Source organism: Alcanivorax sp. 24, from assembly GCF_004360225.1.
Lineage (GTDB): Bacteria > Pseudomonadota > Gammaproteobacteria > Pseudomonadales > Alcanivoracaceae > Alloalcanivorax > Alloalcanivorax xiamenensis.
This window is the reverse complement of record NZ_SNUA01000010.1, coordinates 21,756-38,398: the sequence shown is the minus strand read 5'-3', so window position 1 is coordinate 38,398 and position 16,643 is coordinate 21,756. Positions and strand designations below refer to the sequence as shown.

At 62.9% G+C, this 16,643-nt stretch carries 6 protein-coding genes; 4 read left to right on the top strand and 2 right to left on the bottom strand.

Features of this window, described 5'->3' with window-relative positions; translation table 11 throughout:
* Positions 1 to 39: 39 nt before the first annotated feature.
* Together E0L37_RS13980 and E0L37_RS13975 are read right to left on the bottom strand one after the other, a co-directional pair.
* On the bottom strand, positions 40 to 6,621 hold the full coding sequence (locus E0L37_RS13980; protein ID WP_133492337.1) for a non-ribosomal peptide synthetase: 6,582 nt from the start codon (positions 6,619 to 6,621) through the stop codon (positions 40 to 42).
* A gap of 126 nt (positions 6,622 to 6,747) precedes the next feature.
* A complete protein-coding gene (locus E0L37_RS13975; RefSeq protein ID WP_236563955.1) occupies positions 6,748 to 7,710 on the bottom strand; it encodes an AraC family transcriptional regulator in 963 nt (320 codons plus the stop codon).
* 168 nt (positions 7,711 to 7,878) lie between these two features.
* Here E0L37_RS13975 and E0L37_RS13970 point away from each other — a divergent pair, with 168 nt between their 5' ends.
* The 4 genes from E0L37_RS13970 (at position 7,879) to E0L37_RS13955 (ending at position 16,427) form a co-directional block, all read left to right on the top strand.
* Positions 7,879 to 8,766 carry an ABC transporter ATP-binding protein gene (locus E0L37_RS13970; RefSeq protein ID WP_133492335.1) on the top strand — a complete coding sequence of 296 codons (888 nt, stop codon included), beginning with the start codon at positions 7,879 to 7,881 and terminating at the stop codon, positions 8,764 to 8,766.
* A gap of 5 nt (positions 8,767 to 8,771) precedes the next feature.
* Positions 8,772 to 12,062, top strand: a complete 3,291-nt coding sequence (locus E0L37_RS13965) for an ABC transporter permease (protein ID WP_240687478.1) — start codon at positions 8,772 to 8,774, stop codon at positions 12,060 to 12,062.
* Positions 12,063 to 12,085: 23 nt separating this feature from the next.
* On the top strand, positions 12,086 to 14,206 hold the full coding sequence (locus tag E0L37_RS13960; protein WP_133492333.1) for a TonB-dependent receptor: 2,121 nt from the start codon (positions 12,086 to 12,088) through the stop codon (positions 14,204 to 14,206).
* 112 nt (positions 14,207 to 14,318) lie between these two features.
* Positions 14,319 to 16,427 carry a TonB-dependent receptor gene (locus E0L37_RS13955; protein WP_133492332.1) on the top strand — a complete coding sequence of 703 codons (2,109 nt, stop codon included), beginning with the start codon at positions 14,319 to 14,321 and terminating at the stop codon, positions 16,425 to 16,427.
* Positions 16,428 to 16,643 lie beyond the last annotated feature (216 nt).

The window sequence follows — 16,643 nt, the reverse complement described above, 5'->3', positions numbered from 1 at the left end:
TCCGGATGTCGTGCTGGGTCGTAAGCCGGGGCCACGGATTCATAACGCACCCTCTTCCATATCCGCGGTTCGCGCGCTCTCCGCTTGCAGCGCCGCCGCCACATCCGCCAGAACGGGATGGGCGAACAAATGACGAAGCGACAGGGCTACACCATGGCGGCGGCGAACGCTTTCACTGAATCGGGTCGCCAACAGACTGTCCCCGCCCAGCTCAAAGAAGCTCTGCTGCCGTTGGGGCGCGCTGATCTCCAGCAGCTCCGCCCACAATGCCGCCACCCGCGCTTCCCATTGGCCTCGCGGTGGTCCGGCTCGCTCCTCCTCACCACCAGGCGCCGCGAAATGTTCGGCCAGCGCGGCGCGGTCCACCTTTCCATTAGCGGTTAACGGCAGTGTCTCCAGAGCATCGATTCGTTCGGGAATCATCGGCACCGGCAGCAACCCCGCCAGATGCGAGCGCAACTGCTCGGCATCAGGTTGTCCGGCCGGCGCCACGACGGCGGCAACCAGTTTCATCGCCGAAGCCGGACCACGCCGCACCAGAGCCACGGCCCGTTCGACACCGGCAAACGCCGACAGCGCCGCTTCAACTTCGCCCAGTTCAATGCGATGTCCTCGAATCTTCACCTGGCCGTCGATGCGGCCGAGAAACTCCAGCAGTCCGCCTGGCCGATAGCGCGCCCGGTCGCCAGTGCGATACCAGCGGCCGTCCCACCGCGCTTCCCCGGTTTCAGCCATTACAAAGTGGGCGGCACTGCGTTCCGGATCAGCCCGGTAACCGAGCGCCAGGCCGTCGCCACCGATCCACAATTCGCCAGCGACCCAGTCCGGACAGTCACGTCCCTCGTCATCGACCACCCGGAAGCGCTGATTGGTCAACGGCCACCCGTAGGGGATCGAGCACCAGTCCGGCGCCCGTTCTGCCACCGGTTCTTCCACCGGATAGAAGTTCGACCAGATCGATGCCTCGGTGGCACCGCCCAGCGCCACGAAACGGCATCCCGGAGAGCATTCGGCCACCCGCGCCGGCAAATCCAGCGCGACCCAGTCGCCAGAGGCAAGCGCCAGCCGCAACGGACCCGGCGGCTCCGCCGGATCACTGACGGCCATCAGCATCTCCAACAACGCCGGGGCGCTGTTCCAGATGGTGGCGCCGTATCGCCGCATCAGGGCCCGCCAGTTCCGTGCCTCGCGGCGCTCCTGCTCGTCGACGAGAATCAAGGCGCCGCCGGCACCCAGCAGCCCGAAGATGTCGTACACCGACAGATCAAAATCCAGAGCGGACACGGCCAGGACCCGGTCGCCCGGCCCCACCTCGAAACGGCGATTGATGTCGAGTACCGTGTTCAAAGCGGCACGATGAGTGATCTCCACGCCTTTGGGTTCACCGGAAGAGCCGGAGGTGAAGATCACATAGGCCAATTGGTCGGCGGCCACCGGCAGCGGCCCGGACAGCGGCGCCATGGACCGGGCATCCTCAAGGAAACAGGGTGTTACTGATCCGGGCCAGTTGTGCTCCGAAGCCGTCACCACCCACCGTACCGCGGCGCGCTTCAATACCCGGTCGCGCCGCGCCGGCGGCTGCTCCATGCCGAGCGGCAGATAAGCGGCGCCGGCGGCCAGCACCCCCAGAACCGCGGCGATCTGATCCGGCCCCTTGGGCAATTGCACCGCCACCACGTCCCCCGGTGACACCCCGACCCGTCGCAGCCGAGCGGCGATCCGCAAGGCGTGATCCGCCAGTTCGCCATAGCTCAGCGCACCGTCCTGCCCCCAATACAGAGCCACTCGCTCACCCTGGTCGCCGGCGTGCTGAAAGAAGGCCTGGTGAAGGGTGCCGCTTGGTAACGGCGCACGGGTGTCGTTGATCTGATCGCGCACGGTGCGTTGCGACGCGGGCATCACGTCCGGTACCGGCGCTCGCCAGTCCATCCCGGCAAGTTCGTGAAGCAAGTCCATATAGGCTTGGAACATGTCAGTGATCAGGCCATCGGGGAACAACGCCTCCACCACGTCCCAGTTCAAGGCAATACCGCCATCCGCCTCCACCACCTGATGATCGATCCAGACCTGGGGCGTCTGGGTGAGGCCCCAGACCTGGCGGCTGAACGGTCCCTCCTTCGGCGCGGCGGTACCCCCCGGAACCCCGAGGGCGCTGGTGAACACCACCGGCATCGACGCCAGGCCTTCCCCGGAATCGCGGGCCAGTTCGCGCAACAGTGTCACGCTGGACCAGGCGCGATGATCCAGCGCCTCGCCCAACGCTTTTTGCGTGCGCCGCAAACGATCAAGCCATGAATCGCCAGGATCCGGCCGATAGCCAAGCAGCATCAGGGAGGTGAAATCCCCCATCACCCGATGAATATCCGGGTGAACCTCCTGACGGTCGAACAAGGTCAGGTTCAGGGTCAGTCGGGACTGCGCGCTCCAGCGTCCCAGCACCTCGGCGAACGCGGTCAGCAGTAGTGCCGAGGGCGTCACCCGTTCGTTTTGCGCCCGCGCGATCAGACGCGACCAGGTGTCCGCGTCCAACGCCCCCTGATGCCGAACGAAGCACGGCCGGCTAATGTCTTCCGGACGACAGGCCAGCGGCAGTTGCGGCGCCGGCGGTAATTGCGGCAGCTGCTTCCGCCAGAATGCCCGGGCCTGATCCCGTTCCTGTTCCGTGGGAGCACTGTTGAGCCGGTAATCGCGAAACGACAAGGACACTGGTGGCAGTTCGGCGCGCGGCTCCCGGTAGAGAAGATCCCATTCCTGGTAGAACAGCAAAATGCTCAAGGCATCAAGGATCAGGTTATCCAGACTGATCGCCAGACGGATTCGACTCCCCGAACGGATCCCTCGGACATCGAACAACGGCCACAGCGTGGGATCGAATACCCGGTGCGCGGCCGCCTCCCGCAGTCGCTCACAGGCCGCGTCCCAATCGCCTTCCACGTCTTCCACCGGAATGGAAAAGCATGCCACATCCGGCAAGATTCGCTGGTGCCCCTGATCATCGAACACCGCCCGCAACATCTCATGACGATCGATCAACCGGTTCAGTGCGTCCTGCAGACGCGCGACGTCCAGATCCACCACGTCGTATTCCCGGTAAAAGTGGCAGCTCACCCCGCCCAGTGGCAGCCCCGGATCCCGCCCTATCCAATAGGCGCGTTGCACTTCCGTGGGCGGGAACGGCTGGTAGCGGTTTTCGATATCCGCGTGCCATCGCCGCCGTGGGGTGGGGTCGTCTCTGAGTCCCAGAGTAGCGGCGAACTCCGACAGGACCGGATGCTCGAACAGCGCCGCCAGACGTACGCCAGTGAGCCCCTCTTCACCCAAGCGGCGAACCATTCGGGTGGCCAGCAGGGAATCGCCGCCCAAGGAAAAGAAATTCTCCTCGCGCCCCACCCGCGGCAATTCGAGAAGACGGCGCCAGACCACGGCGACCCGGCGTTCCACTTCACCCTGGGGCGGCGTCACGGCGGCGGGCTCCCGCCGTCTTTCCTGCTCCTCGACATGGCGGGCGAGGGTTTTGCGGTCGATCTTGCCGTTGGCGGTGAGCGGCAGCGCGGCGCAGACATAGAGACGCACCGGAATCATCACCGAGGGCAAGGTCGCTTCGAGATGATCACGTAATGATTCGAACACCGCCGGCAGCGCTCGCAGATCGACCCACTCCTCGTCATGGTTGCGCGGCGAGGCAACCAGGGCCACCACCGCCACCAGTCCCGGCTTACCCACCACCGCCGCCGCCTGCCGCACGCCCGGCGCGCCGGCCAGGGCCGCTTCCACCTCGCCCAGTTCGATGCGGTGACCACGCACCTTGATCTGATGGTCCAGGCGCCCGAGAAACTCCACGTTGCCGTCCGGCCGATAGCGGGCCTGATCACCGGTGCGGTACCAGCGTATGCCATCACGCTCAACAAACCGGCTCGCTGTTTTGCTCGGATCGCCGCGGTATCCCCGGGCCACGCCGTCCCCGCCGATCCACAGTTCACCAGCGACGAAATCCGGGCAATCGCGCCCCAGGGCATCCACTACCCGAAGATGTACATTCGCCAATGGCGTTCCGTACGGCGCGGAATGCCAGCGCGGCCGAGTTTCCTTAACCTCAAAAAAAGTGGAATGGATGGCGGTTTCCGTAGTGCCGCCCAAAGCGATAAAACGGCAATCCGGGACCTGGCGGGCCAGTCTGCCGGGCAGCTCGGGGGGAATCCGGTCGCCGCCCAGCAACACCGCTCTGAGTGTCATCAGTGTCTCGGCGTCCGCCGCGCTCAATATCATATCCAGCAGCGCCGGCACGCAATTGAGCACGGTGACCCGGTGGCGCCGGATCAGACGGTTCCAGACCATGGCATCACGCCGCTCGCTTTCCCTCACGCACACCACGGCGGCACCAACGGACAGCGCGGCGAACATATCGAACACCGACAGATCGAACTCCAGCGCGGACAGCGCCAGGATCCGGTCTTCGCCACTCAGGTCCAAACGATCGGTCAGATCCTCGATGGTGTTCATGGCCGCCCGATGCGGCACCTCCACGCCCTTGGGCTCACCGGTGGAACCGGAGGTATAGAGAATGTAGGCGAGATCCCGGTCATTGCCCGGCACCGGTGCCGACAAGGGCGCCGACACCTCGGGCAGCGCGTCCAGCGTCAGGCGCGCACCGGAGGCGCCGAGGATACGCCGGCGGCGGGCCTCGGGTTGGTCCACGCCGATCGGCAGATACACCGCCCCGGCCGCCAGCACCCCAAGCACCGCGATGATCTGCTCGGCCCCTTTGGGCAACGACACCGCCACCACGTCATTCGGTTGCACGCCCTCGCCCACCAAATAGCCGGCCACACTCATCACCCGCCGCCGCAGTTCGCCATAGGACAGCGTTTCGTGTGTCTCCCACAGCAGGGCGGGGGCATCCGGGTTGGTGTCGGCGATGTGGAAGAAGCCTTCATGGAGCCGGCGGCCGGACAACGGTCGGGAAACGCCATTGATGGAGGCCCGGCGCGCCAGCGCGCTGTCCGGCAACAGGGCGGGCACCGGCCGGCACCACGCGTCCGGGCAATCAATCAACACCGACAGCAATCGCTCATGGGCTTCGAACAGGGCATCCAGAACACCTGGCTCGAAAGCGTCCTCGCGCGCATCCATATTCACCAGCAGGCCGTTGTCGAGCTCCGTCACCTGCGCGTCCAGCCAGACCTGAGGCCCCTGGGAGATAATCCAGCTCGGTCGCCCAAGGCAGGTCTGCACGGTGTCGGAAAACAGCGGCCCCAACCCCAAGGCACTGGTGTACACCACTGGTGCCAACCGTTTTTCACCATGATGACGGGACAGTTCCCGCAGGACGTCAACGCCGGTGAAGGTGCCGTGCTGGACGTCGGAGTGAAAACGGTCTTGCAGAGCAAGTGCCCGGTCGACAAAGGAGCCCGGCGCACCGCCCCGCCATGCCAACAACACCGAGGAGGTGAAATCACCGACCAGCTGGTCCACATCGGAGTGCAGCGGTTCCCGGTTGAACAACGGCAGGTTGATCAGGAAATCCGGCTCGGCGCTCCAGGCCGTGAGCACTTCGGCGAACACCGCCGCCAGCGCCATGGCCGGCGTCAGCCCATGCGCACGCGCCGTCGTCGTAAACGCCGCGACCCGCTCGGGAGGCAGCCAGTCGTGACGCCGGATCACACGGGTCGCCTGTTGCGCTCCGCCCCCACCCGTGATCGGCAAGCGCGGCGCTGCCGGCAGATCGGCGAGTCGGTCACGCCAATAATCCCGGTCTCGATGCCAGCCGGCACGACGCCCCTCCCCGGCCATGGACGCGTCATGATCGGCGCGGTAGCGGGGATAGCTGTACTCGATGGGGGGCAACACCTCACCGCGATACAGGTCGGCCAAATCCTTCAACAATACGCGCAAACTCAGAGCATCAGCGGCGACCATATCGAGGTTTAAGTGGACACGGGTACCGTCCACGCGCATCGCATCCGGCAGCAACGACAGCTGAACATCAAACACCTCTCCGGCCGCCAGGTTCATGCACCGATGAGATAACGCTTGGCGCAGCCGTTCCAGGGCCTGCTCGGCACCTTCCACCGTCATCGACCGCAGGTCATGCACCTTCAGGCCAAGCCAGGTGCTGTCCGCGTGAATACGCTGACGACCGTCATCAGTGAGACGCACCCGCAGCATGCCATGACGCTCGATAAGCGCTTTAACCGCCCGCTCCAGCCGGTCTCCATCCACGCCGGCGCCATCGAATTCGTTATAGAAATGCGCGGCTACGCCGCCCAGTTGTTGGTCACCAGACCGCCCGATCCAATACGCATGCTGCATCGGAGCCAGTTCGAAGGGTGCCCGCTCATCCAGACAACGGCCCATCGTTTCCGGTGCCGATGTCTCCGTTTTATCGGTATCCACACAGGTACCAAGCAGAGAGCACCAGGCAGACAACCTGGGATTGGAAACCATCTGGGCAAAAGAAATGTCATGCCCCCGCCGGCGCCACTCGCTGGCCAGGCGCATCATGGTGATCGAGTCGACCCCCATTTCAATGAGATTGCCGTCGTCGCTGACGGCATCTACGGGGAGCTCCAGCACCGCCGCGACACACGCACGCACGCCGGGCACATCAGTGATGTCATCCATGGTTCACCGTCAGTCATAGGATCATTTATAAATGCAAATGATATCCAACTGCGGTATCGGCTCTACCCGAATCAGGATGACTTGAGCCCGGATCCGTTCACCATGCCGGAACCGGGTCGTGTCGCGTCACCGGCGTTTCAGCGCCGACGGCTTGACGCCAAACTCCTTATGAAACGCGGCGGCAAAGTGACTGGCGTTGGTATAGCCCAATTCCGCGGCCACCTGGAGCACCGACTGCCCGCCAGAACCAAGACGACGACGCGCTTCATGCATCCGCTCACGTTGAAACAATCCGTAAACGCTGTTGTTGAACAGTTGCCGAAAGCCGCGCTTGAGTTTGATCACACTCAAGCCAGAAGCCCGGGCCAGCTCTTCAATGGTCGGAGCCTGACAAAGGTCCGCCAGCAGACAATCCCGGGCTCGAAGCAACTTTTCCCGGTCCGGAATCGACAGATCACAGGCACAATGCGAACCGGGATCCAGGCTTTCCAGCAACAAGCCGACAAACACCAGACTGGTTCCGAACAACCATAAGAGTCCCCGGTTAGTGCCATCGTCCGGACACAGATCAGCGACTCGCAGCGCTTTGCTGAGTGTCTGGGCCGTGGCCTTCAGTTCCGCATCGCAGTGCAAACAGTTAGCAAAACAGCGCCCCGAGTCGAACAGGCGTTTGAGCACCATGTCAGGTTCGCCAACCCATTGATACAAAGTGTCCGGCCGGATCATGACGATGACACTTTCAAAATCCCCATGCTGACGAAAACCACCAGCACGCCCCGGATTGTAGTTAATACAACCCGCGCCTTCGTGAACGGTATGAACGTGATCCGGACCACCATCATCGAACCAACTCTGAAAATGGCCGTGCAACGAATAGGAAAAGTGAATGCGCTCACTGTCATCCCGGACATTCATGGTCACCGGCTCAGCAAAGTGCCCCCGCCATACCGCCAGTTCCATGCCCTCCAGTAACGGCACCCGAAGTAACCGGCACCGTGAGAAAGGTGCCAGTTCAATCACCGAAGTATCGGAAAGCAACGCGAGCGCGGATAGCTCCTTATGCTCCAGGATCGACTGATACACCGACATACCTGCCCTCCATTCCATGGTCCTGCGAGGAACCCGATTCGGGCATAAATGGAACCGATTCGGGCGGATTCACAAATGAGAACCATTATCTTTTATACGGTTTCGTTCTTCTTGTCGACTTCAAGGCCTTGCCACCCATCAAGGCTTCCTATTCTGGGGACCCACGTTATGGCGAACTCCACCGGCCTGGTCATCGAAGACCTGGCGAAAACCTATGGCAATGGCGTGCGTGCTCTGGACAGCGTCTCACTGCGAGTCCCCCCCGGGATGTACGGACTGCTGGGCCCCAACGGCGCCGGAAAAAGCACACTGATGCGAACACTGGCCACTTTACAGGAGCCGGACCGCGGTCGCCTCTTTCTCGACGGCGAGGATGTTCTCGCCTCACCAGATCATCTGCGTCAACGACTTGGCTATCTGCCACAACAGATCGGTGCCTATGCCGGTGTTCCGGCCCGTGATTTACTGAATCGTTTTGCCTGGCTGAAGGGGCGCCACCGCCGCTCGGAACGCCAGGAGGAAGTAGAAATTCTGTTGGAGAAAGTCAACCTGCGGGAGGTGGCGCATCGTCCCGCCTCAACGTTTTCCGGCGGCATGTTGCGGCGTTTCGGCATTGCCCTGGCCTTGATCGGCTCACCGCGTCTATTGATCGTGGATGAGCCCACCGCCGGGCTGGACCCGGCGGAACGCAACCAATTCCACCGGGTTCTGGCTGACACCGCCAACAACAGCGTAGTGCTGCTGTCCACCCATATTGTCGAGGATGTGGAAAACCTGTGCGACCGTCTGGCCATTCTCGCCAACGGCAGGTTATTGGCCGAAGGCACGCCCGCCGCTCTGACCCTCCCTTATCAGGGCATGCTCTGGGAAGCTTCGTTCGAACGAGATGAACCGGTACCTGAAGAGGCTCTACGTGTCTTGCCTCAACCCGGTGGCCGCCGTGTTATCTGCCATGCGGAACGGGCTCCCGATGACCGCTTCGTTTTACGCCCACCGCGTCTTGAGGACGTCTACTACCTGGCGCTGGAAAACGCCGGGCGAGGGACGGCCGCGTGAACCCAATGCGTCTGATGCTTCATGAGATCGCCGGCGAACTGCGCGCGGGCCTGCGCAGCGGCATTGTCTCGCTGGTGTTTCTGGGACTGACGCTGTACCTGCTGATGTCCCTCACCAACGCCGAGTACATGGAAAAGATGGGGGCCACGGATATTCCGCGCAACGCCCCCAGCCTGATTTATCTGATGGCTACCGGCTGCATGTTCTTCCTGTTCTTCGCCTGGGCCTGGGTGTTCGCACAACCTGTACTTCGCGACCGCCATGCCAATCTCCACGAGGTAATACTGTCAGCACCGATTTCCCTGCCCGCCCTGCTACTGGGGCGATTTCTTGGCGCCGCACTGCTGGCCTCCCTGCTTGGCGCCTCGGTCATGGTCGGGTTTCTCTGCACGCCCGCCCTCTCCTGGCTGGGTCTGGTGCCCCCTGACGCCATCGCGCCGCCCGCTTGGCACGCCCTGGCATTCAGTTGGTTGTGGCTGGTGTTACCGATCGCTTTCGGCGTCGGCGCCCTGTACTTCATGGTGACGCTAAAAACCCGCAGCGTGGCCGCGGCCTTCGCACTGTCCGCGTTGCTGATGCTGCTGTGGATGGTGGCGGTGGTAGTACTGGAAGGCGGTCATATCAATCCCGTTCTCTCGGCGACCCTTGATCCGTCCCTGTTTACCTTCGCCCACGCCCAGGTCGAGGATTGGACGCCCGCACAAAAAAGCCAGGCCCTGTTACCGATTAATCGGGAGTTCCTGCTGAACCGGGGCCTGTGGTGCGTGCTGCCAATGTCCGGTCTGGTATGGATGGTCACACGGGTACGACGGGAAAGCCTGATCCGGGAAAGCGCCCGGAAGCCTTCCCGCAAGACCGCCCCCTCCCTCCCGGAAACAGTGCTTCCACACACCCTGCCCGGACCGGTCACCGCCTTTCGATGGTGGCGAACGGTCACCGCTGAAACCGGCTGGCGGTTGCGCCGGACAGTACGGACTCGCGCTTTCCTGGTTGGCACTGTCCTGTTAGTGGCGGTCGGCGTGATGGCCGCGTTCGTACATGTGATCTGGCACGCGGAGGGACCGTTCCTGCCCCATCCGGATCGGTTGTTGCCATTGCTGATGACGACCCTGTATCTGGTGATCGCCTTTGTGGTGGCGGCCAGTGCCGGACTGATGTCACGCCAGGACGATGTGGAAGGGTTCAGGGATATGCTCGACGCGGCGCCGGCACCGCTATTCGTACGCCTGTTCGCTCTCGCTCTGGCGCTACTGGCAGTAACCCTGATTCTGGCACTGCTTCCCGGCGTCTCCGTGTTGATCGTCACCGCTCTGGTGATGCCGGACAGCCTCGCGCCGGTCACCGTCCTGCTTTACCAAATCCTGGTGATGGCGCCGGCGCTGCTGGAACTGGCCATGCTGGCACTGCTGATTCACGCCCTGATACGACGCCCCGGGCTGGCCTATGCCGCCTCCATGTTCGTGACCTTCGTGCTGGTACTCAATAACGAACTGGCGCTGGTCACCTACCCACCGTACAAGCTCGGCATTCCCGTTCAGATTTCCCTTTCAAGCCTCACTGGCTGGGCACCCTGGCGTAATTACCTGCTGACCCTGGACGGCTACAAGCTGGGCGTCGCGCTGCTCTGTGTCGCGGTGGCGGGTCTGGTTCTGCCGCGTGGCCATTTGCGGCGGCTGCGTGAAATGGTCGCCCGACTGCCCGGCCCCTTCGGCGGAGGGGCCCTGATCGCGGTGGCTGGAATAATCGGTAGCGGTGCTCTGTTGCACCAGAAGCTGATCTCGGCAGGCAGTTACCGTACCGCCGAAAGTGAACGTCTGGAGCAGGTCGACTGGGAACGCGACACCGTCGCCAACGCCGGCGCCTTTTCCGTGAAGGGCGGAGAGCTGACTCTTAACCTCAATACCGATCAGCGTGAAGCCACCGGCCAATGGTTGCTGAAAACCGTGCGGACCGACACTGGAGTGCTCCACGCCGAATTGCCCCCCGGCTTTGTATTGCTGTCCTCACGGGTCGACGGCCAGGCGGTCCAGGCCGATCAGGCCAACGATCATTTGACCCTGCCTCTGGACCATTGCACCGCTGATGGCTGCGACGTCGAGCTGACCTGGCGCCTGTCTTTTGCCTCCTGGCCGGCGGACGCCTCTCCGCCAGCGCTGGCGGATAACGGCGTCTGGCTGCGGGCCTACCAGGCCGCCCCCCGGCTCGGCATCGATCCGGACCGGGCGTTACGCGGCGCGAACGCCAGAACCCGCTACGGCCTGCCCGCGGACTATGCCGTGCCACCGGGCGAAGCGGCGGCCTCCGTCAAAGGTATTGCCCCAGCCGGGCTCTGGCGCTGGCGGCTGAGCAGGGATCTCGCCAAAGGCGGGTACTCCGAACAAGGCGCAACCTCCGGTGCGCTTGATTTCAGCCTGTATTTACCGCATCGAGCCCACGAACAGGCCCTGGAGGGTCTGACCGTCATCAGTGATCCGGGGCGCACCGCCGCCGCACGGAGCATCGCCGACGACGTACGACGGATGCGGGCCTGCGTGTCGCGCCGGCTGGGGCGCGATATCCAGGTCAATAGCGTACAGCAGTGGCCGCGAGGACAGCAGGTCACGGGCTTCTCCCGAGGCGTGCTAAGGCTGGCGGAGGATCCGGATTGGGACGTGGCCGATCAAGGCGTGGGCCGCTGGCGGCGACAAGCCCACATTGCCACGGCCCTGGCCCGAGGGCACCTGGTCGAGGCCGCCGAACTGCGGCGCGGCCCCGGCGCCGCGTGGCTGAGCGAGGGGGTGGCCGGTGCCATCGGCCTGCTGTGCGTGGGCGACGCAAACGGCGTGGATGCTTTGCAAGCGGCGGTCGAGCGCCAGGCGCAGGATACCACTCAACGCCTCGCCAACAGTGATATCCCCATTACCTCGCTGCGGGCGGCGCCCAGCGAAGGCTGGGTATCCCTTTACGCGCCCCTGGCCAACCTCGGCTGGGTGGCCCGGCAAAGCGCTTCCGACCTGACCGCCCTGCTCGCTGACATTCGCCAGCAACGGGACGTGGAACACGTACTGTCCACACGCCTGGGATCCCACGCCACACAGCGCCTGCTCGGCCCGCCCTTGGCGTTTGGCGCCGAAGGCGAACGCTGGCATTGGCGCGACGGCGGCTGGCAGCCGCTGACCACCCCCGCCCGCTATCAAAGCCTGGTGCGTCACGATGGCCAGATCGTTTCAAGGCCCGACTCCGTCGATGAGCCAGGTCTGTTACTCGATCGCTGGCCCGCCTATCCCCGGTTTACACAACACCACGATAACGAATGACCCGTCATCCACAGGAGACACCGATGTTAGAAAAAGGATTGCCCAAGACCGTGGGGAGCTTCGGCAAGGCCGGGAAGGCCGCGACATTCTCCATGCTGTTCCTGCTTTCCCCTTTGGTTGCCGCAAAGGAAGATCCCGATCACGAATTGGAGGGCGTCACCGTGACCGCCCGTCAAAGCGAGGAGCGAGCCAAGGATGTGCCTTTCGCGATCAGCGTGGTCGACGGCGGCACGCTTGCCGACCAACGACTCGACAATGTGGAGGACGCTTTGCGATCGGTGCCCGGCGTCAACATCAATTCCTCCGCCGGTGCCAACGATTCCAATGTTTATATTCGCGGGGTCGGATCCTTGTACCAGATGAACATGGACGACAACTCGGTGGCCCTGATCATGGATGGTGTGACCTTGTCGCCCCGCTCAATCTCCCTTGGCACTCTGGATGTGGAACGGGTGGAGGTACTGAAAGGCCCCCAGGGTACTCTGTTCGGCGGTAACGCCGAAGCCGGCGCCATCAATGTGGTTAGCCGCCGCCCCACCCGTCACCGGGAAGGGTATCTGCGACTGGAAGGCGGACAGGATGAGCAGTGGCTGCAGGAAGGGGTAATCAGCGGGCCACTCAGTGATCAGTTCAGCGGCCGCTTCGCTCTTCGTCATGCCACCGCCGATAACTGGGTGGACAATAAACAAACCGGTGATCCGCTGACCGACCAGAAGGATCTGGCCTTCCGCGGCAGCCTGCTCTGGGACAATCACGACGCCACCACCGCACTGTTCATCGCCGAACGTCAGAAAGTGGAGGGCCGTACCAGCGTGCTGGTGTTACGGCCCTATGGCGATGATCCGGCCAACGATCTGACCCCGGGCCTGTTCGACGACAACGAGAAAACCATGGAGCGCTATTCCATGGAGATCAACCATGATCTGGCCAGCAGCCGGGTCACATCGGTGACCGCCATGACCCGCATGGATCTCACCGACCCGGTGGTCTACGACCGCGACATCATGGAAGCCATGTATGGCTCTCCCATGGTCGCCTGGTTAAAAAAAGAAGCCGATGAACGAACCTACAGCCAGGACCTGCGCATCGGTTCGCTACCTTCCAGTCCGCTGTTCTGGACCACCGGTATAAGTGTGTCCCATTCGGAACGAGGCTACGACACCACCTACGACTCCCGTGACCCCTCCAGCGCCAAGTTTCGTGATTTCACCACCGAACAATACGGCCTCTACGGTGAGGTCACCTACCCATTGTTCGACGCTCTCAAATTGACGGCGGGGATACGCCATTCCTGGGATCGTAAGGAATACGATGCGGTGTACCGTTCCAGCGCCGGGGTCGTGCGGGACCAGAGGGATCTGGATGATGACTTCACCACCGGCCGCCTGGCACTGACCTATGTACTGACACCCAGCACCAATCTCTACACCCAGATCGGGCGCGGCTACAATCCTGGAGGGTTCAACGATTATGCTTCACAGAAAGCGGACAGCGAGCCCTACGACGCCGCCACCGCCCACTCCTGGGAAGTCGGCTTCAAAACCGAAACAGAGCGGCTGATGCTCAACGGCAGCGTCTTCCTGACCCGGGTGAAGGACGCGCACCTGATTGATTATGACGTCATTACCTGGGCCTCCCGTGCGGTTAACGCGGACACCCGCAGCCGCGGTGCCGAATTGGAAGGCCGTTACCGGCTCGGCCGGGGTGTGTCCATCGCGGGCGCCATCAGCTACCTGGACGCGGAAATCAGTGACGATGTAACCGGTATCAGCGGCGGTGATGTCCAGTCCGGCAATCAGGTTCCTGATGTTTCGGAGTGGAGCGGCTACGCCGCCATCCATTACGACCGTCCACTGCCGGATAATTTTATCGGCCTGTACGCGCCAGCCCTGAACGCCCGGATCAGCTACCAGTACGTGGGTGAGCGCCCCGCCGATCCACAAAACCATTTTGACCTGGATGACTACGGCATGCTGGATGCGCGCCTGGGCATCACCAGTGGCGCGGTGGAGCTTTATCTGTGGGGGGAAAACTTGCTGGATGAAACCTATGACCTTTACGGGTACTACGAATCCAGCACCGTAACCTACGGCGCACCTGGCCGCGGGCGCACCGTTGGCGCGGGCCTGAGCTACTACTTCTGACGATCCGGCCTGGCCGCCGTGCGCCCGGCGGCCAGGCCCCGCGCCGCTCGCATTTTATATTTTTGTGTCAATCTTTTAATGTTACGTTATAACGTATTTGGAGCTATCAGACATGTTTCCCTTACGTCGTCATCCTACGGTCGTCGCCCTGCTGGTGGGGCTTGCCCTGCCCCCCTTGTCGTCACACGCCGACACCCGGAAGGACGGTGCGGAATCCTTTGCCCCTCACGAGTTGGAAAGCGTCACGGTTACCGCCCGTCGCGGCGAGGAACAGGCCAAGGAGGTCCCCTTCGGCCTCAGCGTGATCGACGCCGGGACACTGGAGTCCAAGGGAAACGCCGATCTGGAAGCGGTCCTGAGGGATACCGCCGGCGTCAACATCAGTTCGTCCGGCCCCTACGATGCCAATGTGCTGATCCGTGGCGTGGGGTCGCTCAATCAGATCAGCCAGGAGGACGGTTCCGTAGTGCTGAATGTGGACGGTGTCGCTCTGTCCGCCCGTCAGATTTCCCTGGCGACCCTGGATATGGAACGGGTGGAAGTGCTGAAAGGACCACAGGGCACCTTGTTTGGCCGCAACAGTGAGGCCGGCGCGATCAATGTGATCAGCCGTGGCCCCACCGATTATCGTGAGGGTTATCTGCGCGGAGAATACAGCCAGGACAACCAATACCGCCTTGAAGGCGCGCTCAGCGGCCCGCTCGGTGAACGGCTCAGCGGCCGTCTGGCGGTACGGCAAAGCGGAGAGGATCACTGGGTGGAAAACGTCAACGACGGCGACCCGATTTCCAAGCCTCGTTCCCTGGCGTTTCGCGGCAGCCTGCTCTGGGATGTGGGCGAGCGCACCTCCGCGTTATTCATCGCCGAGCGGCAGCGAATACAGCACGATGCCAGCGTCCAGGTGCTTTACCCGTTCGGAGATCCCCCCGGGATCGATATGACGCCGGGGCGCTTCGACGATAACCAGAACACCGTGGAACGCTACTCCTCCGAGGTCCAACACGACTTCGCCGGCAGCCGCCTTACGTCCACCACGGCTCTTACCCGGACCGACATGAGTCTGGTCACTGGCTATGGACGCCGAATCTCCGAAATACTTTACGGCGCCCCCATGGAGTTCATGAAAGAGGACGACTCCGACCAGCGTGTGCTCAGCCAGGATCTGAATGTGTCCTCACTGCCCGGTGCCCGGGTCTTCTGGGTTGCCGGTCTCTACGCCTCCGATTCCCGGCGCAACTTCGATTCATTCTTCGAAACCACCGGCAACCGGCAAGACCGCGACTACGAGACCCGCGCTTACGCACTCTATGGCGAAGCGACCTATCCCCTCACGGGTCGTCTGGACTGGACCTTCGGCCTGCGCCACACCTGGGACCGGAAAACCTACGAAGCGGACTATTTCAGTGGCGCTTGGCAACACGACGAGCGCGATCTGGACGATGACTACACCACCGGACGTACCGGTCTGTCCTTCGCCGTCATGCCGGACTTGAACCTGTACGCCATGTTGGCGCGGGGCTACAAATCCGGGCTGTTCAGCGACTACGCCACTCAGGTCGAGGACAGCAGCCCCACTGATGCCGCCAAGGTCAACAGCCTCGAAATCGGCTTCAAGCTGGAACCCACACATCAGCGCTACGCGGTCAACGGCGCCGTGTTCATCAGCCGTATCAAGGACGATCATTTGTTGGGATACGACGTTGCCACCCAGGCCACCAGCGCCATCAACGCGGACACCCGCAGCCAGGGCGCGGAGCTGGAAGGCTCTCTGTCGCTGAGCCAGGATCTGGCACTGTCCGCCTCGGTGACCTACATCGACGCGGAAATCACTAGTGACGCCCCCGGTGTGCAGGGCGGTGATGTGGAATCCGGTAACAGGGTTCCTCAAGCCGCCCGCTGGAGTGGCGATCTGGTGCTCACCTACCAACGCGAACTGCCGGACTTTCCGGGCCTGCCCTATCCGATGCTGAAAGCCCGCGCGGGTTACCACCATGTGGGCGCGCGCCCCGCCGATCCACAGAATCATTTCGACCTGGATCACTATGATCTGGTGGACACGCGGGTGACGTTATTGACCGGGAACGCCGAGTTTTATGTCTATGGCGACAACCTTCTCAATGAGCGATACGAGCTGTCCGGCTATCAACTGGCCCCGGGCGTGCGCACCGGCGCCATGCACCGGGGCCGAACCATCGGTGTTGGCGCCGGTTACTATTTCTAGCAGCACCTTCCAGCCGATCGGTATCAACCCTGCTCCAAGGATCGCCAGCCCGCTCAAGCGGGCTCCGGCGGCAGCTTCCCGCCCGGGAATGCCCCCCTGGTTATTCAGCCTGGTGGTTCCGAACCGCCGCCAAAGCGGCCCACATTTAGGAGGCGCTTTTCCTGGATCCGCGTCCTTCTCGCAATCGTAGTGAAGCGCTGACACCGGAGCAGCGCG